Origin of the sequence: Streptomyces sp. NBC_01089 (genome assembly GCF_045162975.1) — a bacterium.
Classification (GTDB): Bacteria; Actinomycetota; Actinomycetes; order Streptomycetales; family Streptomycetaceae; genus Streptomyces.
In genome coordinates, this window is record NZ_CP108660.1 from 5,114,710 (window position 1) to 5,134,007 (window position 19,298).

At 70.6% G+C, this 19,298-nt stretch carries 17 protein-coding genes; 9 read left to right on the forward strand and 8 right to left on the reverse strand.

All coding sequences use genetic code 11. The annotated features are described in order from the left end of the window. Window positions 1-6: 6 nt before the first annotated feature. The 4 genes from OG510_RS23015 to OG510_RS23030 form a co-directional block, all read right to left on the reverse strand. Window positions 7-852, reverse strand: a complete 846-nt coding sequence (locus OG510_RS23015) for an EamA family transporter (protein WP_406139229.1) — start codon at window positions 850-852, stop codon at window positions 7-9. Next, complete coding sequence (locus tag OG510_RS23020; RefSeq protein ID WP_406139231.1) at window positions 849-1,337, reverse strand: YbaK/EbsC family protein; 489 nt, start codon at window positions 1,335-1,337, stop codon at window positions 849-851. The genes OG510_RS23015 and OG510_RS23020 overlap by 4 nt, the downstream gene beginning before the upstream one ends. Before the next feature lie 79 nt (window positions 1,338-1,416). Continuing rightward, complete coding sequence (locus OG510_RS23025; protein ID WP_406139233.1) at window positions 1,417-3,117, reverse strand: penicillin-binding transpeptidase domain-containing protein; 1,701 nt, start codon at window positions 3,115-3,117, stop codon at window positions 1,417-1,419. 104 nt (window positions 3,118-3,221) lie between these two features. Next, window positions 3,222-4,991: a dolichyl-phosphate-mannose--protein mannosyltransferase gene (locus OG510_RS23030; RefSeq protein ID WP_406139234.1), complete on the reverse strand. Its 1,770-nt coding sequence runs from the start codon at window positions 4,989-4,991 to the stop codon at window positions 3,222-3,224. A 61-nt stretch (window positions 4,992-5,052) separates the two neighbouring features. Between OG510_RS23030 and rsmI the strand changes: the two genes are divergently transcribed. The 5 genes from rsmI (at window position 5,053) to OG510_RS23055 (ending at window position 9,719) form a co-directional block, all read left to right on the forward strand. Then, window positions 5,053-6,018 carry a 16S rRNA (cytidine(1402)-2'-O)-methyltransferase gene (gene rsmI, locus OG510_RS23035; RefSeq protein ID WP_406139236.1) on the forward strand — a complete coding sequence of 322 codons (966 nt, stop codon included), beginning with the start codon at window positions 5,053-5,055 and terminating at the stop codon, window positions 6,016-6,018. 267 nt (window positions 6,019-6,285) lie between these two features. After that, on the forward strand, window positions 6,286-6,735 hold the full coding sequence (locus OG510_RS23040) for a hypothetical protein (protein WP_406139237.1): 450 nt from the start codon (window positions 6,286-6,288) through the stop codon (window positions 6,733-6,735). An 88-nt stretch (window positions 6,736-6,823) separates the two neighbouring features. Next, window positions 6,824-7,705, forward strand: coding sequence for a TatD family hydrolase (locus OG510_RS23045; RefSeq protein ID WP_406139239.1), 882 nt, complete (start codon window positions 6,824-6,826; stop codon window positions 7,703-7,705). Between the two features lie 236 nt (window positions 7,706-7,941). After that, window positions 7,942-8,778, forward strand: a complete 837-nt coding sequence (rsmA, locus tag OG510_RS23050; protein WP_406142494.1) for a 16S rRNA (adenine(1518)-N(6)/adenine(1519)-N(6))-dimethyltransferase RsmA — start codon at window positions 7,942-7,944, stop codon at window positions 8,776-8,778. Next, window positions 8,775-9,719 (forward strand): 4-(cytidine 5'-diphospho)-2-C-methyl-D-erythritol kinase, encoded by a 945-nt coding sequence (locus tag OG510_RS23055; RefSeq protein WP_406139241.1) that lies wholly within the window; start codon window positions 8,775-8,777, stop codon window positions 9,717-9,719. Before rsmA ends, OG510_RS23055 begins: the two co-directional genes overlap by 4 nt. Here OG510_RS23055 and OG510_RS23060 read toward each other — a convergent pair. Both OG510_RS23060 and OG510_RS23065 read right to left on the reverse strand, forming a co-directional pair. Continuing rightward, window positions 9,707-9,967 carry a Txe/YoeB family addiction module toxin gene (locus tag OG510_RS23060; protein WP_406139242.1) on the reverse strand — a complete coding sequence of 87 codons (261 nt, stop codon included), beginning with the start codon at window positions 9,965-9,967 and terminating at the stop codon, window positions 9,707-9,709. The genes OG510_RS23055 and OG510_RS23060 overlap by 13 nt on opposite strands. Then, window positions 9,964-10,215, reverse strand: a complete 252-nt coding sequence (locus tag OG510_RS23065; protein WP_406139244.1) for a type II toxin-antitoxin system Phd/YefM family antitoxin — start codon at window positions 10,213-10,215, stop codon at window positions 9,964-9,966. The genes OG510_RS23060 and OG510_RS23065 overlap by 4 nt, the downstream gene beginning before the upstream one ends. 131 nt (window positions 10,216-10,346) lie before the next feature. Here OG510_RS23065 and OG510_RS23070 point away from each other — a divergent pair, with 131 nt between their 5' ends. The 4 genes from OG510_RS23070 (at window position 10,347) to OG510_RS23085 (ending at window position 17,221) form a co-directional block, all read left to right on the forward strand. Continuing rightward, window positions 10,347-12,155, forward strand: coding sequence for an ABC-F family ATP-binding cassette domain-containing protein (locus tag OG510_RS23070; protein WP_406139245.1), 1,809 nt, complete (start codon window positions 10,347-10,349; stop codon window positions 12,153-12,155). 241 nt (window positions 12,156-12,396) lie between these two features. Then, window positions 12,397-14,256 carry a PQQ-binding-like beta-propeller repeat protein gene (locus OG510_RS23075; RefSeq protein ID WP_406139247.1) on the forward strand — a complete coding sequence of 620 codons (1,860 nt, stop codon included), beginning with the start codon at window positions 12,397-12,399 and terminating at the stop codon, window positions 14,254-14,256. 43 nt (window positions 14,257-14,299) lie between these two features. After that, window positions 14,300-16,234, forward strand: a complete 1,935-nt coding sequence (locus OG510_RS23080; protein ID WP_406139249.1) for a PQQ-binding-like beta-propeller repeat protein — start codon at window positions 14,300-14,302, stop codon at window positions 16,232-16,234. Window positions 16,235-16,444: 210 nt separating this feature from the next. Then, the gene (locus OG510_RS23085) at window positions 16,445-17,221 is read left to right on the forward strand and encodes a response regulator transcription factor (RefSeq protein WP_406139251.1); all 777 of its coding nucleotides are present in this window, start codon (window positions 16,445-16,447) and stop codon (window positions 17,219-17,221) included. A 37-nt stretch (window positions 17,222-17,258) separates the two neighbouring features. Here the strand turns inward: OG510_RS23085 and OG510_RS23090 are convergent, their stop codons facing one another. After that, entirely contained in the window at window positions 17,259-17,555 is a 297-nt protein-coding gene (locus OG510_RS23090) for a hypothetical protein (RefSeq protein WP_164266931.1), read from the reverse strand. A gap of 15 nt (window positions 17,556-17,570) precedes the next feature. After that, window positions 17,571-19,241, reverse strand: a complete 1,671-nt coding sequence (locus OG510_RS23095; RefSeq protein ID WP_406139252.1) for a sodium:solute symporter family protein — start codon at window positions 19,239-19,241, stop codon at window positions 17,571-17,573. Between the last annotated feature and the right edge of the window lie 57 nt (window positions 19,242-19,298).

Consider the following 19,298-nt stretch of genomic DNA (forward strand, 5'->3'; position numbering starts at 1 on the left):
CAGCGGCTAAGCCGTGTGCAGCATCAGCCCGATGCCGACCACCATCAGCCCGGCCGCCGCGATTCGCGGCGCCCCGAACCTCTCCTTGAAGAAGAGCGCTCCGATCGCCGCGCCCACGATGATCGACGACTCGCGCAGCGCCGCGATGGGGGCGAGCGGCGCGCGGGTCTGGGCCCACAGGACCAGGCCGTACGCGACCACCGACATCGCGCCGCCGATCAGCCCCTTGGTGGCGTACGGGCGCAGCTGGGCGACCAGTTGGCCGCGGCGCCTGTGCAGCGCGTACGCCGGGATGGCGATGCCCTCCAGGATCATCAGCCAGGCGATGTAGCCCAGCGACGAGCCCGAGTCGCGGACGCCGACGCCGTCGACCGTGGTGTACGAGGCGATGGCCAGGCCGGTGGCGAGCGCCGCGATGATCGCGGGCCACTGCGGGCGGGAGCCCTTCAGGCCCCAGACGGCCACCCCCACGAGCCCCGCGCAGGCCACCGCGACGCCCGCCAACTGCCAGCCGTTCGGGATCTCATGGACGAAGACGGCGGCCAGCACGGTCACCACGAGCGGTGCGGTGCCCCGCGCGATCGGGTACATCTGGCCGAAGTCGCCGAGTGTGAACGACCGCATCAGCAGCAGCATGTACGTGACGTGCAGCGCGGCCGAGACGAGCAGATACGGCCACGCGGCGGCGGCCGGGAAGGGGACGAACAGCGCGCCCAGCGCGCCGACCAGCAGCCCGCCCCCGGAGATCAGGGTGAAGGAGACCAGCTGGTCCTTGATGTGGTGGGCAATGGCGTTCCAGCTGGCGTGGGTTATCGCTGCGAGGACGACGGCGAGGATGACCGTGAGTGTCACGCGGCGGACTCCCGGACATCGGCCAGGGTGGCGCCCGCGTGGGCGACCACCGACTTCGGCTCCAGGGCGAAGACCGTGTGCGGGGTGCCGGCCGCCGCCCACACGACGGGGTGCTCCAGCAGGCCCCGGTCGGCGATGACCCGGGTGCGGTTGCGGTGGCCGAAGGGCGGCACCCCGCCGATCGCGTAGCCGGTGGTCTCCCGTACGAGAGCGGCGTCGGCGCGCTTGACCTTCTCGGCGCCGAGCACCTCCCGTACGCGCTCGACGTCGACCCGGGACGCCCCGTCCAGCAGGACCAGGACGGGCGCCCCGTCGGCCTCGAAGATCAGCGACTTGACGATCGCGCTGAGCTCGCAGCCGACCGCGGCCGCCGCCTCGGCCGCCGTCCGGGTCGCCTCGGGAAAGCCGCGGACCTCGACCTCCAGGCCCAGTTGGCGCAGCGCCTCGGCGAACCGGGGATTCACAGGGGGTTCGGAAGTGCTCATGGCCCGTAACGCTAGCGTCCGGTGTACCTGCCACGCGAACTCGTTGAACGGTCTCAGGAGCCCGCCGCCAGTAACGGTCTCAGGAGCCCGCTGCCAGTACGGCCGCGACCACCGGACCTGCGGCGTCGCCGCCGTGGCCGCCCGACTGGACGACCGCGGCCGCGGCCAGGTCGTTGCTGAACCCGGTGAACCAGCTGTTGGACTTGCCCTGTGCGTCGACCTCGGCCGAGCCGGTCTTGGCGCCCTTGTACCCACCGACCCCCGACATCGCCACGGTGCCCGTCCCGTACCCGGCCGTCGCCGTGATGTGCATCATGTCGCGCAGCTGCTGCGCGGTGGCGGCGGGCAGCGGCCGCGCGGTGGCCGTGTCCCCCTCGCGCAGCGACCTGGGCACGATCACCGGCTGGTGGAACGCGCCGCTGCGGGCGGTGGCGGTGACCGACGCCATGTTGAGCGGGTTCATCTGGACCAGCCCCTGGCCGATCATCGCCGCCGCGGTGTTGGGGCCGGACGTCTGCGGCACACTGCCGTCGAAGGTCGGGATGCCGACGTTCCAGACGGAGCCGATGCCGAAGTACTTCTTCGCCGTGTCCGGCAGGGCGGTGTCCGCGATGCCGCGGTCGTTCAGCTTCCCGACCGGCTTGATGAAGGCGGTGTTGCAGGACCGGGCGAACGCCTTCTCCATGGTGCCGCCCGGGATGGAGAAGTTGTCCAGATTGTGGAAGGTCTGACCCTGCCAGGTCACCGACGGCTCGCAGAGGAGGGGGCTCTTCTCGGATGCCAGACCGTTGTCGATGAGCATCGCGGCGGTCATGATCTTCATCGTGGAGCCGGGCGCGAGCTTGCCCTGCGTCGCCGCGTCGAAGGCGTCGGCACGGTTGTTGGCGATCGCGCGTATCTCACCCGTGCTCGGTCTGACCGCCACCACCGACGACTCGCTGAACTTCTTCACCGCCACCTCGGCCGCCGCCTGCGCCCGCGCGTCGAGCGTGGTGTGCAGCAGCGCGGGGGTGCCCTTGGAGAGAGTCAGCAGGGTCCTGGCCGGGGCCGGACTGTCCGCGGAGCCGTCCCCGGATCCCTCGGTGGCCCCGCCGGCGGATCCGCTCGCCCCGATGTACGTCTCGATGCCCGGCTTGCCGCCCGCCTTGTCGCCGTACTTCTGCCGCAGCGAGTCCAGGACCGGCCCCAGCGAGGGGTACTTGGCCTTCGTCAGCTCGACACCGTTGACGTCCACCGCCTTGATCGGCGCGGACTCCGCCTCACCGGTGGTGAGCGTCTGGCCCTTCTTCAGGTCCGGGTGGACGACCGACGGGTCCCAGTCCACCAGCGCCCGGCCGGTCGTCAGACCGCGTACGACACTCAGCGACGACGCGTACGACCAGGGCTTGGTCTTCCCCTCGTACGAAATGGTGGCCTTCACCGTGAACGGCACCTTCGTACCCGATGCCGCACCCGGCGTCAGCGTCACCCTGGTGACATGGGCGTCCGCGCGGTAACCGGCCAGCAGCGGCTGGGAGTCCGCCACGTTGTTGGTCAGCTGCGCCGCCCGGTCCGCGTCGCCCTTCGCCCAGGCGGCGAGGAAGTCCTTGGCCACACCGCTGGTCTCGTCCGCGGTCGGCGGACCGGTGCGGGCGGGGGCGGCCTGGGTCGTCCCCGTGGAGCCGTCTCCGGTGCCCGAACCGGTCAGCCCGTTCCAGAGGTTGTACGCGCCATAGCCGACCCCACCGGCCACGACCACGAACACCCCGCCCGCTATGCCTATCTTCGCCCCGCTACGCACTACGGCGTCCCCTCCCCAGGAGTCTCTTGAACATGTTCAAGAGAGTTACGCCCAGCAGCGTACGGGACCCCAGTGGCGCAGGGGGCGTCGTTATCCGACCGGGATCAGATCCAGGTGTTCAGCCACATCCGGTTGTTCCACTGGCTCAGCGGGATCGCGTCCCCGGTGAACAGCGGCCAGAAATAAATGAAGTTCCACACGATCAGCAGGACCAGCACACCCGCGCCGATCGCGCCCACCGCCCTGCGCCGCTCGCTCGACCCGGGCGGCCCCAGGATCGCGCCGATCATCATGGCGACGGCCAGACACAGGAACGGCACGAAGACGACCGCGTAGAAGAAGAAGATCGTCCGCTGCTGGTACATGAACCAGGGCAGATACCCGGCCGCGATCCCGCACGCGATGGCCCCGGCCCGCCAGTCCCGGCGGAAGACCCAGCGCCACAGGATGTACAGGACCGCGAAGCACGCCGCCCACCAGAGCAGCGGGGTGCCCATCGCCAGCACCTCGCGGGCGCAGCTCTCGGTGCCCTGCGGGCAGCCGTCCGTGCCCGGCTTCGGGGACTCGTAGAAGTACGAGACGGGGCGGCCCACCACGAGCCAGCTCCACGGGTTCGACTGGTACTGGTGCCCCTCGGTCAGATTGACGTGGAAGCTGTAGACCTCGGCCTCGTAGTGCCAGAAGCTGCGCAGCGACGCCGGGACCCAGCTCATGTCGAACTGTGGCAGTTGGACCGTGCCGAGCACCGGCAGTTTGATGTGATCGGGGGAGAGCCCCGCGCGGTGGGCGGCCCAGTCGCGGAAGTACCCGCCCTTGGTCACGAACCAGCCGGTCCAGGAGAGCATGTACGTCACCACGGCGACCGGCACCGTCGAGACGAAGGCCGGCAGCACGTCCCGGCGCAGCACGGCCCGGTAGGGGCGGACGGCGCCCGCGGTGCGGCGCGCGCCCACGTCCCAGAGCACCGCCATCACCGCGAAGAAGACCAGGACGTACAGGCCGTTCCACTTGGTCGCGGCGGACAGGCCGAGCAGCACACCGGCCGCGATCCGCCAGGGCCGCGGGCCGAGCCCGGCCGTGCTCGCGATGCCGCTGTCCGGCCGCAGCCCGCCCTCCTCGCCCACCGGCAGGGCGGCGGCGAGCCTGGCGCGGGCTCTGTCCCGGTCGATGAGCAGCGCCCCGAAGGCCGCCACCACGAAGAACATTACGATGAGGTCCAGCAGCGAGGTGCGGCTCATCACGAAGTGCAGCCCGTCGACTGTCAGCAGCGCACCCGCCAGGCACCCCAGGAACGTCGAGCGCAGCAGCCGCCTGCCGATCCGGCAGATCATCAGCACCGAGAGCGTGCCGAGCAGCGCCGTCATGAAGCGCCAGCCGAACGGCGTGAACCCGAAGAAGTGCTCACCGATCCCGATGAGCCACTTGCCCACCGGAGGGTGCACCACATAGCCCGGGTCGGACGGCACCGAGACATGCGAGGGGTTCGCCAGGATCGCGTTGTTGATGTTGTCCGGCCAGTGGCCCTCGTAGCCCTGGTGGATCAGCGCCCAGGCGTCCTTCGCGTAATACGTCTCATCGAATATCACCGCGTGCGGGCTGCCGAGGTTCCAGAACCGCAGCACCCCGGCGACCAGGGTGACCAGGAGCGGACCGCCCCAGGCCGACCAGCGCAGCAGCCGCTCCGCGAAGGCGGGGGAGAGGCCGAGCACGTTCCACACCTGCGGGCCCGGTGTGGCGTACGGCGGCACCAGCCGCTCGCGCAGACCCGTCTCGCGCGGGGCCGCGTACCCGAACCGGCGCAGTCTGCGCCCCCAGGTGGGCGGCTGTTCCCCGGCGTCGTGGCCCTTCAGGGCTTGAGGCGCTGTACTCGTCACCGCGCCATCGTAGGGAACCCGACTGTGAGAGTGGTGTGCACGGGGCTGGGAGAATGGAGTCGTGACAGGAATGCTGGTACTCGCAGGGACCCCCATCGGTGATGTGTCGGACGCGCCGCCCCGGCTCGCCGAGGAGCTGGCGACGGCCGATGTCGTCGCCGCCGAGGACACCCGGCGGCTGCGCCGGCTGACGCAGGCGCTCGGCGTCCAGACCACGGGGCGTGTCGTCTCGTACTTCGAGGGCAACGAGTCGGCCCGCACCCCGGAGCTGGTCGAGGCGCTGACGGGCGGGGCTCGGGTGCTGCTGGTCACGGACGCGGGGATGCCGTCGGTCTCCGACCCCGGCTACCGGCTGGTCGCCGCGTGTGTGGAGCAGGACATCAAGGTCACCGCCGTCCCCGGCCCGTCCGCTGTGCTGACCGCGCTGGCGCTGTCCGGGCTGCCGGTGGACCGCTTCTGCTTCGAGGGCTTCCTGCCGCGCAAGGCGGGCGAGCGCATCGGCCGGCTCCGCGAGGTCGCGGCCGAGCGCAGGACGCTGGTGTACTTCGAGGCTCCGCACCGGCTGGACGACACCCTCGCCGCGATGGCGGAGGTCTTCGGCGCCGACCGCAGGGCCGCGGTCTGCCGTGAGCTGACCAAGACGTACGAGGAAGTGAAGCGCGGCGGACTGAAGGCGCTCGCGGAGTGGGCGGCGGACGGCGTACGGGGCGAGATCACCGTCGTCGTCGAGGGCGCCCCCGACACCGGGCCCGAGCAGCTCGACCCGGCCGAGCTGGTGCGCAGGGTGCAGGTGCGCGAGGAGGCGGGGGAGCGCCGCAAGGAGGCCATCGCCGCGGTCGCCGCCGACGCGGGGCTGCCCAAGCGCGAGGTGTTCGACGCGGTGGTCGCGGCCAAGAACGCGGCCAAGGGCGCGGTCGGCGGCGCGGCCAGGAACACGGCCGGGAATTCGGGCGGCGGCGCGGCCGGGGGCGCGGTCAAAGACACGGCAAAGGGCCCGGCGGGGGACCGCGGGCCGGCCGGTGCCTGAGGGCGCCCCTACGGCCGCGTACCGCAGCCGCGCGGTCGCGGAAGGTGGCCGTGCGGCGCCCGGCGGCGGCCGCGTGCCACCGGGAGGTAAAGGACCCGCGCGATTGGCAAAGCGGGCAACGTGATCACGGGGCCTTTGGCCACGAGCAGGCCAAAACCGGTCCAATAGTCGGCAGCACCTGATGCATTCCGGGGGCCGGAGGCGTCCACTGGAAGTGGGACGGAATCGCCCCACGGAAGGCTTGTCCGTCGGACAAGAGGAGCTGGCATGAGTGAGATAGTTGAAAGCACCGCCCATGAGGCGTATTCCTTCGCCTGTATGCGGTGTGGTCATGGCTGGGAGCAGTCGTACGAGATCGAGCACCACGTCGGCGCTTCCGGCGAGACTTTTGTCGTATACCGGGCCAACGGCGAGCGTGTGCCTTCGCCGCTTTCCAATCCGAGCTGTCTGAACTGCGGCGGTCACGTCGTACGCATCATGAGGTCCGGGCGGGTCTCATCGGTGCAGAATCTGCTCCATTACCCCGACACCCTCACCGCCCCCGCCGGCCCGCTCGGGGCAGTCGGTGACACCGAGCACCGGGACACCGGGCACCGGGGAGCCGACGCCGGGCCTGCGGCAGGGGCCGCGGCCGTGGGCGGGGCGACCCCCGCACCCGCCGAGCGCCACCACTGGCAGCTCCGGGACCTGCTGCACCCCTTCCAGCACCGCGGTTAGAGCACCGCGCCCACCGAGGATCGGCCTTCGCACGGCGGCCCTCCCCCAGCCCCGGGGGGCTGGGAGGTGCCCCCATAGGATCGAACCCATGAGCAAGGACACCGCGCCGCCGCTGCCCGCACCGCTCGCTGTGCCGGTGGCCGACTCGCACACCCATCTGGACATGCAGGACAGCACCGTGGACGAGGCCCTGGCCAGGGCCTCGTCCGTCGGTGTGACCACGGTGATCCAGGTGGGGTGCGATCTGAAGGGCTCCCGCTGGGCGGCCGAGACGGCCGCCGCGTACGACAGCGTGCATGCGGCGGTCGCCCTGCACCCGAACGAAGCGCCCCGCATCGTGCTCGGCGACGACGAAGGCTGGTCGCGGCAGGGGGCCCGCCCCTCGGGCGGGGACGGCGCGCTGGACGAGGCGCTCGGCGAGATCGACCGGCTGGCCGGGCTCCCGCAGGTGCGGGCCGTCGGCGAGACCGGGCTCGACCACTTCAGGACCGGGCCCGATGGCCTGGCGGCGCAGGAACGCTCGTTCCGGGCGCACATCGAGATGGCGAAAAGGCACGGCAAGGCGCTGGTTATTCACGACCGCGAGGCCCACGCCGATGTACTCCGCATTCTTGACGAGGAGGGGGCGCCGGACCGCACGGTATTCCACTGCTATTCCGGTGACGCCGAAATGGCCGAACTCTGCGCGGCCCGGGGCTATTTCATGTCCTTCGCGGGCAACATGACGTTCAAGAACGCCCAGCCGCTGCGTGACGCACTCGCCGTGGCCCCGCTGGAACTCGTCCTTGTCGAAACCGACGCGCCTTTTCTTACCCCCGCCCCCTATCGGGGAAGGCCGAATGCGCCGTATCTCATTCCGGTGACGGTCCGGGCGATGGCGGCCGTACGGAACACCGGCGAGGACGAACTGGCCGCCGCGCTCATGGCCAACACGGTCCGGGCGTTCGGCCTGGACGGCGCCACCGTGTGAAACGGCGCCCTGTGGCGAGACGGGCGCCCGGGCGGGGCGCGGTGCGAGCCGGCGTGCGGGCGGTGCCGGGCCGGTGCGCGCGGTGCGAGCCCGGCGCGCACCGGGCGCCGTCCGCGCGGCCGTAGGCTTGACGGGTGAGCAGCACTGAACCCGAGTCATCCTCCGAGCCATCCCCCGAGACGTCTCCCCAGGCATCCCCCGAGACGTCCCCGCAGGGACCCGAAGTCTCCGACGCCCTGCTGGGCCCCGCCGACATCCGGGAACTGGCCGCCGCGCTCGGCGTACGCCCGACCAAGCAGCGCGGCCAGAACTTCGTCATCGACGCCAACACGGTGCGCAGGATCGTCAGGACCGCCGAGGTGACCCGGGACGATGTGGTCGTGGAGGTCGGCCCCGGCCTCGGCTCGCTGACCCTGGCGCTCCTCGAAGCGGCCGACCGGCTGGTCGCCGTCGAGATCGACGATGTGCTGGCGGGTGCGCTGCCCGCGACGGTCGAGGCCAGGCTGCCCGCCCGGGCCGACCGCTTCACGCTCGTCCACTCCGACGCGATGCAGGTCACCGAACTCCCCGGCCCGCCGCCCACCGCACTGGTCGCGAACCTCCCGTACAACGTGGCGGTCCCGGTCCTGCTCACGATGCTGGCCAGGTTCCCGTCGATCGAGCGGACGCTGGTGATGGTCCAGGCGGAGGTCGCCGACCGGCTCGCGGCCGAGCCCGGCAGCAAGGTGTACGGGGTGCCGTCGGTCAAGGCCAACTGGTACGCCCACGTCAAACGGGCCGGCTCCATCGGCCGCAATGTGTTCTGGCCCGCGCCGAACGTCGACTCGGGCCTGGTGTCGATGGTCCGGCGCACCGAACCGGTCGCGACCACGGCCACCAAGGAAGAGGTCTTCGCGGTCGTCGACGCGGCGTTCGCACAGCGCCGCAAGACGCTCCGCGCCGCGCTCGCGGGCTGGGCGGGGTCGGCGCCGGCGGCCGAGGCCGCCCTGATCGCCGCCGGTGTCTCGCCGCAGGCGCGCGGGGAGTCGCTGACGGTCGAGGAGTTCGCACGGATCGCGGAGGGCAAAGCATGACGGCGCACGCCGGTACCGGGAGGACGGCCGGGGCGGGCGTGACCGTCCGCGTCCCCGCCAAGGTCAACGTCCAGCTCGCGGTGGGCGGCGCCCGCCCCGACGGCTTCCACGACCTGGCCAATGTCTTCCTCGCGGTCTCGCTGTACGACGAGGTCACCGTCACCCCCGCGGACACCCTGCGCATCACCTGCACCGGCCCCGGCGCGGACCAGGTCCCGCTGGACCGTACGAACCTGGCGGCGCGGGCGGCCGAACTGCTCGCCGCCCGGCGCGGTATCGAGCCCGGTGTGCACATCCACATCGACAAGGACATCCCCGTCGCGGGCGGCATGGCGGGCGGCAGCGCGGACGGCGCGGGCGCCCTGCTGGCCTGTGACACGCTCTGGTCCACGGGTGCGACGCGCGAGGAACTCCTCGCCCTGTGTGCCGAGTTGGGCAGCGATGTGCCGTTCAGCCTGGTCGGCGGGGCGGCGCTCGGCACCGGCAGGGGCGAGCGGCTGACACCGCTGGAGGTGGGCGGCGCGTTCCACTGGGTGTTCGCGATGGCCGACGGGGGGCTCTCCACCCCGACGGTCTTCCGCGAGTTCGACCGGCTCACCCCCGGCGCCGGCCCGCCGCAGGCGGCACCGGCGCTGATCGAAGCGCTGCGCACCGGCGACACGGTGGCCCTGGCGGGCGCCCTGGCCAACGACCTCCAGCCGGCGGCGCTCTCCCTGCGCCCGTCCCTGGCGGACACGCTCACGGCAGGCACGACGGCCGGCGCCCTGGCCGGGCTGGTCTCCGGATCGGGCCCGACGACGGCGTTCCTGGCGAAGGACGCGGACACGGCGGAGCGGATCGCGGCGGAGCTCCTGGAATCGGGCACCTGCCGGTCCGCGCGGGTCGCGGTGTCCGGGGTGGCGGGGGCGACGGTGCTGCGGGTTTCCGGTCAGCGCCCGTAGTGATAGCGGCAGCCGGCGATCCGGACCTCTTCGTCGACCAGCTTGTAGATCAGCCGGTGCTCATCGGTGATGCGGCGGGACCAGTACCCCTGGAACCCGTGCTTCAACGGCTCCGGTTTGCCGATGCCGTCGTTGCCGTTACGCGCGACGTCCCGCAGCAGGGCGTTGATGCGTTTGAGGATCTTCCGGTCCTGGGCCTGCCACCAGACGTAGTCCTCCCAGGCCGATTCGTCCCAGACGAACTTCACTCGGCCAGCTCGCGTGCGGTGCCGCCGTCGCTCTCGAGGCGCTCGATCGACGCCAGCAGACGCCGGGCGTTCGCAGGACTGCGGAGCAGGTAGGCCGTCTCCCGCAGCGACTCGTACTCGTCGAGAGCCACGATCACGACCGGGTCGTGCCCGGCCCGCGTCACGACGACCTCCTCGCGGTCATCCACCACTGCGTTGAGCGTTTCGGCGTATTTCGCCCGTGATTCTGTGTACGTCATGGTCCGCATGGAGTCTCCCTCCCGGATGTACGGAAAATTGTACGTACAGGAAACTGTACGCGGGAATCGGAGGTGTCGCAATGGGCTCGCCCACCGCGCCGTACCCTGGGAGATCGATCACCCCCGTCCCAGGAGCGTCAATGGCCGTCAACCTCGTCAATGTCGAGGCCGTCAGCAAGGTCTACGGCACCCGTGCCCTGCTGGACGGTGTATCGCTCGGCGTCTCCGAGGGCGACCGTATCGGCGTCGTCGGCCGCAACGGCGACGGCAAGACGACCCTCATCCGGATGCTCGCCCGTCTTGAGGAGCCCGACACCGGTCGGGTCACCCACAACGGCGGTCTGCGCAGCGGTGTCCTCACCCAGCACGACTCCCTCGACCCGCAGGCCACCGTCAGGCACGAGGTCATCGGCGACCTCGCCGACCACGAGTGGGCGGGCAACGCCAAGATCAGGGACGTGCTGACCGGGCTCTTCGGCGGGCTCGACCTGCCCGGATTCTCCGATGGCCTGGACACCGTCATCGCCCCCCTCTCCGGCGGTGAGCGCCGCCGGATCGCCCTGGCGAAGCTGCTCATCGCCGAGCAGGACCTGATCGTGCTCGACGAGCCCACCAACCACCTCGACGTCGAGGGCATCTCCTGGCTCGCCGGCCACCTGCGCGCCCGCCGCTCCGCGCTCGTCGTCGTCACCCACGACCGCTGGTTCCTCGACCAGGTGTGCACCCGCATGTGGGACGTCCAGCGCGGCGCGGTCCACGAGTACGAGGGCGGCTACAGCGACTACGTCTTCGCGCGCGCCGAGCGCGAACGCATCGCGGCCACCGAGGAGTCCAAGCGGCAGAACCTGATGCGCAAGGAGCTGGCCTGGCTGCGGCGCGGCGCCCCCGCCCGTACGTCGAAGCCCCGCTACCGCATCGAGGCCGCCAACGAACTGATCGCGGACGTGCCGCCGCCGCGCGACACATCCGAGCTGATGAAGTTCGCCAACGCCCGGCTCGGCAAGACCGTCTTCGAGCTGGAGGACGTCACCGTGAGGGCCGGGGACAAGCTGCTGCTCCAGCATCTGACCTGGCAGCTCGGCCCCGGCGACCGCATCGGTCTGGTCGGTGTGAACGGCGCGGGCAAGACCTCGCTGCTGCGGGCGCTGGCCGAGGCGGCCCGTACCCAGGGCGACACCCAGCCCGCCGCGGGCAAGGTCGTCGTCGGCAGGACCGTCAAGCTCGCCTACCTCTCGCAGGAGGTCGCCGAACTCAAGCCGACCCTGCGGGTGCTCGAAGCGGTGCAGCAGGTACGGGACCGGGTCGACCTCGGCAAGGGCCGCGAGATGACCGCGGGCCAGCTCTGCGAGCAGTTCGGTTTCTCCAAGGAGAAGCAGTGGACACCGGTCGGCGACCTCTCCGGCGGTGAGCGGCGCCGCCTGCAGATCCTGCGGCTGCTGATGGACGAGCCCAACGTCCTGTTCCTCGACGAACCGACGAACGACCTGGACATCGAGACCCTGACCCAGCTGGAGGACCTCCTCGACGGCTGGCCCGGGTCGATGATCGTGATCTCGCACGACCGGTTCTTCATCGAGCGCACCACGGACCGCGTCTTCGCGCTGCTCGGCGACGCGAGCCTGCGGATGCTGCCGCGCGGAGTCGACGAGTATCTGGAGCGCCGCCGCAAGGTGATCGACGCGCAGACCCCGGCCGCCGTGCAGTCCGTGGCCAAGGAGGTCCCCGGCATGGTGTCCGCGAAGGACGGCCGCGCCGCGAAGAAGGAACTCCAGAAGATCGAGCGGCAGCTGGACAAGTTCTCCGACCGTGAGACCAAGCTGCACGCCCAGATCACCGAAAACGCCACAGACTTCGGGAAAGTGGCCGAACTGGACGCCGAGCTGCGGGAACTGGCCGGTCAGCGCGAAGAGTTGGAGATGCGCTGGCTGGAGCTCGCCGAGGACGCCTAGGACCTGTCCGGCCGTACCGCGAGACGCGCGTAACGAGGGCATCACAGCCCGGTTCTCCCTTGGGCACAGGGGCGGACCGGGCCGTCTCCGTGCGTTCCCCGGGTGATAGAAAGAACTCCCGCTCGACTGACGTTGATGTGTGGGGTCCACACCCGATTCGCTCCTTTCCGGTGGTTGTCGCCGCCGGAATTGCGGGGGAGGCCGGTCGGGCAGTGGACCCCGCGTAAAGAGGTATGTGCTGATGACTCAGCCGCCCCCCGACCAGCAGCCGCCGCAGGGCGGTTTCGGCGCCCCGCAGGACCCGCCGCCGGGTGGCTTCGGCGCTCCGCCGCCGCCCGCCCAGCCGCCGCAGATGCCGCCGCCGCCCCAGACACCGCCCGGCCCGCCGTCCGCACCCGCCCAGCCGCCGACGCCGCCGCAGGGTCAGCCGCAGGGGCCGCCGTCCGGGCCGCAGCCCGGATACGGATATCCCCAGCAGGCCCCCCAGCAGCCGCAGTCGGGCCCCTACGGATACCCGCAGCAGCAGCCCCAGCAGCCGGGCCCCTACGGCCAGACCCAGCAGCCCGGCCCGTACGGCCAGCAGCCGCAGGGTCCTTACGGGCAGCAGCCGGGCCCGTACGGCTATCCGCAGCAGCAGTACCCGGGTGGACCGGTCCCGCCGCAGGGCGGGGGCAAGAACCCCTTCAAGGGCAAGCCTGGTGTCATCATCGGCGCGGCCGTCGCGGCGCTGCTCGTCATCGGCGGCGGGGTCTATCTGGCCGTCGGGAACGGTGACGACGACGGCAAGAAGCCGGTCGCGAGCGACAGCAAGAACACGGACGACCGGCCGTCCGCGTCCGCCAGTGTCGACCAGGGCGACGGCAGCGGCGACGGGCGCTCCGGCGACGACAACCTCAACGCGGGCCGCAAAGCGGGCGAGGACAAGGTCCTCTGGCTGCAGACCAACAAGGTCGCGCTGCCGCAGGACGGCGCCCAGAACTACGGCATGTGGTTCGCAGGTGACGTCGTCGTACGCGCGATGTACAAGACGGTCACCGCGTACGGGGTGAACGACGGCAAGGAGAAGTGGAGCGTGCCGGTCCCGCACGCGATCTGCGCCGCGCCCCGCCAGACCACCCCCGACGACAAGATCGTCATCGCGTACAAGAGCAATGACACCGACAAGGCCGACTGCAACCAGATGCAGGTCATCGACCTGAAGGCGGGCAAGGGCGGCTGGAAGAAGCAGATCCCGCAGGAGGGCAGCTTCGACATCATGAGCTCCCTGGAGCTGACGATCGCGGGCGACACCGTGACCGCCAGCCGGATGGGACCCTCCAGCGCCTTCTCGGTCAGCGACGGGCACAAGATCTTCGGGAAGATGGCGGGCGCGTGCCAGCCCGACGCCTTCGCCGGCGGTGCCAAGCTGATCGCGGTCGAGGAGTGCACCAAGAGCGGCCAGCCGGACGCCACCGAGCAGGTGCAGGAACTCGACCCGTCGACCGGCAAGTCCAAGTGGACGTTCCCGCTCCCCGCGGGCTGGCAGGTCAAGAAGGTCTACTCGCTCGACCCGCTGGTCATCTACTCGACCAACGAGAAGAAGAAGTCCTGGAACATCTCCGTCCTCAAGCACGACGGAACCCGGCGCTCCCAGCTGACCACGAAGGACAGCTTCCAGCCCGAGTGCGGTCTGTCCATCATCGACCGTGACCTCCAGGGCTGTGTCGGCACGGCGGCCGACGCCAACACGCTGTATCTGCCGACGCAGGTGAAGAGCGGCGCGAACGACGTGGTCGCCTTCAACCTGAACACCGGCAAGGAGAAGTGGCGGGTCCCGGCGGGCAGCGACCGTACGCTGCTGCCGCTGCGGATGGACGGCTCCCACCTCATCGCGTACAAGGAGCCTTCGTACGACGGGGGCGGCGCGGTCGTCTCCGTCCCGCCGACGGGCGGCAAGGCGAGTGTGGTCCTGCAGAACCCGGAGTCCACGGCCAGTATCGAGAACTCCTTCTACTCGAAGCTGGTCGCCTATCAGGACGGCCGGTTCTTCCTGATGTCGGGCCAGGTCAGGGGCAAGAAGGGCGACACCACCGAGAAGACCATGCTGGTCTTCGGCAAGTGAGCTGTCCCCGGATCCTCAACTCCCCCTCCACGAAGGCAGAAAGATGACACAGCCGCCCCAGCAGCCACCCCAGCCGCCCAACGGACCGCCGCCGGGAGGGTTCGGCGCACCCAAGGAGTCCCCGGCGGGCGGATACGGCACCCCGGCCCCGCCGCCGAACACTCCGCCGAACACCCCGCCCCCGAACACCCCGCCGGTCCCGCCGCAGATGCCGCCCCAGGCACCGCAGACCCCGCCGGCACCGCAGACCCCGCCGGCACCGCAGACCCCGCCGGCCGGCGGCCCGCCCGCGGGTCCGCCGCAGGCCGGGTCCCCGCAGGGCCCGGTGTACGGCTATCCGCAGGCCCAGCCCCCGCAGCCGGGCTACGGCTATCCGCAGCAGCAACAGCCGGGCGCCCCCGGGTACGGCTTCCCGCAGCAGCAGCAGCAGCAGCCCCAGCAGCCACCCCAGCAGCAGCCCGGCGCACCCGCGTACCAGTACCCGACGCAGCCCATGCAGCCGCAGCCCGGCAGCACGGGAGGCGGCGCCGGTGGCGGGAAGTTCGGCATCGACGCGAAGATCATCACCGCCGCGGTCGTCGCGATCGTGCTGATCGTCGCCGCGGGCTTCGTCTACTCGTCGAGCAAGGGCGACAAGGAAGCCAACGTGTCGACCGCGGGCCCGACCGGCCGCGACGACAAGAGCGGCGGCGACACCGGGGGCAGCGGGGGCAAGGAGAAGGTGCCCGCCGACACCAGCTCCAAGGTCCTCTTCCAGCTGCCGGCCCCGAAGGTCAGCGACGTCACGGGCGTCGACGGCTCCTGGACCACCGACAAGCTGTATGTGAAGTCCGGCGTCGACGCGGTCTACGGCTACGACGCGGTCTCGGGCCGCCAGGTCTGGAAGCTGCCGCTGCCGGGCCCGCTCTGCGCCGCGACCAGCCATGTCAGCAAGGACGACAAGACGGCCATCGCCTTCCAGCCGAAGGTGCCGACGAAGGCCAAGCAGTTCTGGGGCTGTTCGGAGGTCGCCGCGCTCGACCTCGACAGCGGCAAGCTGCTCTGGCAGAAGTCGTACAAGGACGGTGACGACAAGGTCAGCGTCGACGAGGTCACCCTCGGCGGCGACACCGTCGCCACCGGCAGCACCCACGGCGGAGCCGCCTGGGGCCTGGAGAAGGGCGAGCTGCGCTGGGCGCCGAAGGTCTCCACCGACCAGTGCGAGGACGCCGGATACGGCGGCGGCGCCACCACCCTGGTCGCCGTCCGCAAGTGCGGCGACTACGACAGTCCGCAGATCAGTGTTCAGAACCTGAACCCGAAGACGGGCGCACCGCTCTCCTCCTTCAAGATGCCGGCGGGTGTCGAGTACGCCCATATCGTCTCCACGGACCCGCTGGTCGTGGCGGCCGACGTCGGCGACACCGCGGGCGACGGCAGCGGTATCTCGGACTACTTCTCGGTCGACGCGAAGACCGGCAAGCTGCGTGCCCGGATCCCGGCCCAGGCGGACAAGTACGGCGGCAAGTGCGGGAGCACCGAGGTCGAGCAGTGCACCAACCTGGTCGTCGGCGACGACCGGCTGTACGTCCCGACCGAGCAGCACGACGGCACCGGTGACGCGATCGGCCAGACCAACGAGATCGTCGCCTTCGACCTGGGCACCGGCAAGGCCGTCCCGGGCCGCGCCGACGCGGGCGGGGGCTACACGTCCTATCCGGTGCGGATGGACGGCTCCAACGTCATCGCGTACAAGACCGGCCCGTACAACAAGGGCGGCCAGGTCGTCTCGATCAACGGCTCCACGCTCAAGCAGACGCTGCTGATGAACAACCCCAGCGACGAGGCGGTCCGCGGGGCCGAGTCCACCTTCCTGCCGGACAGCGCCGAGATCCGCTTCGCCGACGGCCGGCTGTATCTGGCCGACGACACGCTCAGCGAGTACACGTCGTCCGACTCGGAGAAGCACTACCTGGCCATCGGTTTCGGCACGAGCTGACCGCAGGCCCCGGGGCACTCTCCCCGGACACCCCGATGGGGGCGCCACCCGGTGACGGGGGCGCCCCCATCGGCGTACGCGGGCGCCGTCGGGCCCCAACGGGACGGCGCACTATGGCCGTCGGGGGCGCGCGGAGCCGTACGGGCGTGTAACTTGCCGGGGCAGGAAAGCCGGGACCGCTCCCGGTACGGGGAACAGGGGGACTGCTCCATGGGCGTGCGGCTCATAGTGGTCGACGACCACCGACTGCTCGCCGAGGCACTCGCCTCGGCGCTGAGACTCCGCGGGCACCGGGTGCTCGCCGCGGCCGCACCCACCGGGGGCGCGGCCGACCTCGTGGTGAGCCGGGCGCCCGACGTCTGTCTGTTCGGCACGGCCGCACCCGGCGGGCCCGGAGTCTTCGACCCGGTCGCGCGGATCAAGAGGGAACGGCCGCAGGTGTCCGTGGTGGTGCTGGGCCCGGTGACCGACTCGTCAGGTATCGCGGCCGCGTTCGCCGCCGGAGCCTCGGGCTACGTACGCCACGACGAGCGCATGGAGGGCGTCGAGCGGGCCATGGCCCAGGCGCGCGCGGGGGAGACCGCGGTCGCGCCGCAGCTGCTGCAGGCCGTCTTCACCGAGCTGCTCCACCCGGTGGCGCAGCCGGACGACGAGGGGCAGCGGCTGCTGGGCCTGCTCACCTCGCGCGAGGTCGATGTGCTGGTCCGGGTGGCGGAGGGCGAGGACACCCGGCTGATCGCGGCCGGGATGCGGATCGCGCCGAGCACCGCCCGTACGCATGTGCAGCGGATCCTGGTGAAGCTCGGCGTCGGCTCCCGGCTGGAGGCGGCGGCGCTCGCCGCGCGCACCGGGCTGCTCGACCACGCGGCGGTACGGGCGACGCCGACCGCACGGGACGCCACCGGCCGGGACGCGGCCTCTCGGAACCCGGCCGCACGGGACGCCACCGGCCCGGACACGCCGGAGGGGCCGGACTCACCGAAGTGAAGTCCGGCCCCTCGTACGGCCGTTACGGGATCTTCCGTTACGGCGTCTTCTCCTCGGCCGGTGCCTCCTGCGGCGTGGGCGGCGCCACCGGGCGCAGCCACAGCCAGACCAGGAAGAACAGCCCGAGAACGAGCATCGCGAGCCCGGTCCAGAGGTTGATGTTGACGCCCTGGGCCTTCTTCAGATCCGCGTCGGACGCGGTGAACCCGGCGATCGTGACGATGACGCCGTAGACCACGAACAGTCCGCCGATGATGCGCCGGATGTCGAAGAGGCGGGCCGCCGTCGCGGACTTCTTCTCCAGTTCGGAGACTTCGTTCTGCAGTTCAGACATGGTGGGTGCCTCCGATCAGAGCGAGTAGGGCAGGTAGCACAGGGCGGCGACGACGATCGCGCCCCAGCCGAGCAGGGCCGGCTTGCGGTACCAGGCGTCGTCCCCCTCGGCCGGCGCCTCCGGGGCGTCCGGCGACTCCGTCCCGTATACGAGACCGGCCAGTTCGGCCACCGGCTTGGGCGCGGTGAAGAGCGTGACGAGCACCATGACGACCGCACCGGCGACGAACCCGACGATCGCCGAGACGAAGTTGGCGCCCTGGTCGGTCGGGATGTCGATGATGCCCTGCTTGTAGATCCAGAAGTAGTTGACCATCGCGGCCGTGGTACCGGCGAGCAGGCCCCACACACCGGACTTCATCGAGGCGCGCTTCCAGAACATGCCGATGATGAAGACCACGAACAGCGGGACGTTGAAGAAGGAGAACAGCGTCTGGAGGTAGCTCATGATGTTGGAGAAGCTGGCGGCGATGAAGGCCGTGCCGATGGAGGCCAGCACACCGATCGCCGTGATCAGCCGTCCGAAGCGCAGGTAGTACGCGTCGGGCTTGTCCTTCTTCACGTACCGCGCCCAGATGTCCGTCGTGAAGACGGTGTTGAACGAGGAGACGTTGGCGGCCATACCGGCCATGAAGGCGGCCAGCAGACCGGTCACCGCGATACCGAGCACACCGTTGGGCAGCAGCTCCTGCATCAGCAGCGGGATCGCGTCGTTGTACGTGAGGTCCGAGCCGGGCGTGCCGATCTTCGGGGCGATGACGGCGGCGACCAGGCCGGGGATCATCACCAGGAAGACGATGAAGATCTTCGGGATGGCGGCGATCAGCGGGGTGCGCTGCGCGGCCGAGAGGTTCTTCGCGGAGAGCGCGCGCTGCACCTCGGCGAAGTTCGTCGTCCAGTAGCCGAAGGAGAGCACGAAGCCCAGGCCCAGGATGATCGTCAGCCAGTTCGCGCCGAGCGGGTTCGCGTGGCCGATCGATGTGCCGCCCCAGGCGGTCATGAAGTCATGGCCCTTGCTCTTGGTGAGCGTGTTCGAGAGGCCGTCCCAGCCGCCGACCCGCTTGAGGCCGAGGATGGTGAGCGGGATCAGCGCGGCGAGGATGACGAAGAACTGCAGTACTTCGTTGTAGATCGCCGACGAGAGACCGCCGATGGTGATGTAGATGAGGACGAAGAGGCCGGCGACGACGATCGCGACCCACTGCGGCCAGCCCAGGAGCGCCTCCACGACGATCGACAGGGCGTAGAGGTTCACGCCCGCGATGAGGACCGCCGAGAAGGCGAAGAGTATGGAGCTCAGCAGGTGCGCCGACTTGTCGAAGCGGTGCAGCAGGAACTCCGGTACGGAGCGCACCTTCGACTTGTAGTAGAAGGGCATCATCACCAGGCCGAGGAAGACCATGGCGGGGATGGCGCCGATCCAGTACCAGTGGACGACGGCCACGCCGTACTGCGCGCCGGTCGCCGCCATGCCGAGGATCTCGGTCGCGCCGAGGTTCGCGGCGACGAAGGCCAGGCCGGTGACCCAGGCGGGCAGTGAACGGCCGGAGAGGAAGAAGTCCAGGCTCGTCTTCACGCTCGCTCTGGCGGCGAATCCGATGCCCAGGACCACGATGAAGTAGATCGCCAGAATCGTGTAGTCGAGCCCGTTCGTGGGGAGCCGGAGTCCGGCAGCCAGGTATTGCATGAGTACTCGCTTCGTTGCCAGAACTTTTCCGCTGTGGAACCTACGCCTACATGTTCA

Bases quoted from the DNA above. Each gene is read 5' to 3' on its own strand.
- OG510_RS23020 (WP_406139231.1), bottom strand. From the start codon at position 1,337: ATGAGCACTTCCGAACCCCCTGTGAATCCCCGGTTCGCCGAGGCGCTG.
- OG510_RS23040 (WP_406139237.1), top strand. From the start codon at position 6,286: ATGAGTGAGATAGTTGAAAGCACCGCCCATGAGGCGTATTCCTTCGCC.
- OG510_RS23045 (WP_406139239.1), top strand. From the start codon at position 6,824: ATGAGCAAGGACACCGCGCCGCCGCTGCCCGCACCGCTCGCTGTGCCG.
- OG510_RS23055 (WP_406139241.1), top strand. From the start codon at position 8,775: ATGACGGCGCACGCCGGTACCGGGAGGACGGCCGGGGCGGGCGTGACC.
- OG510_RS23065 (WP_406139244.1), bottom strand. From the start codon at position 10,215: ATGCGGACCATGACGTACACAGAATCACGGGCGAAATACGCCGAAACG.
- OG510_RS23070 (WP_406139245.1), top strand. From the start codon at position 10,347: ATGGCCGTCAACCTCGTCAATGTCGAGGCCGTCAGCAAGGTCTACGGC.
- OG510_RS23075 (WP_406139247.1), top strand. From the start codon at position 12,397: ATGACTCAGCCGCCCCCCGACCAGCAGCCGCCGCAGGGCGGTTTCGGC.
- OG510_RS23080 (WP_406139249.1), top strand. From the start codon at position 14,300: ATGACACAGCCGCCCCAGCAGCCACCCCAGCCGCCCAACGGACCGCCG.
- OG510_RS23085 (WP_406139251.1), top strand. From the start codon at position 16,445: ATGGGCGTGCGGCTCATAGTGGTCGACGACCACCGACTGCTCGCCGAG.
- OG510_RS23090 (WP_164266931.1), bottom strand. From the start codon at position 17,555: ATGTCTGAACTGCAGAACGAAGTCTCCGAACTGGAGAAGAAGTCCGCG.
- OG510_RS23095 (WP_406139252.1), bottom strand. From the start codon at position 19,241: ATGCAATACCTGGCTGCCGGACTCCGGCTCCCCACGAACGGGCTCGAC.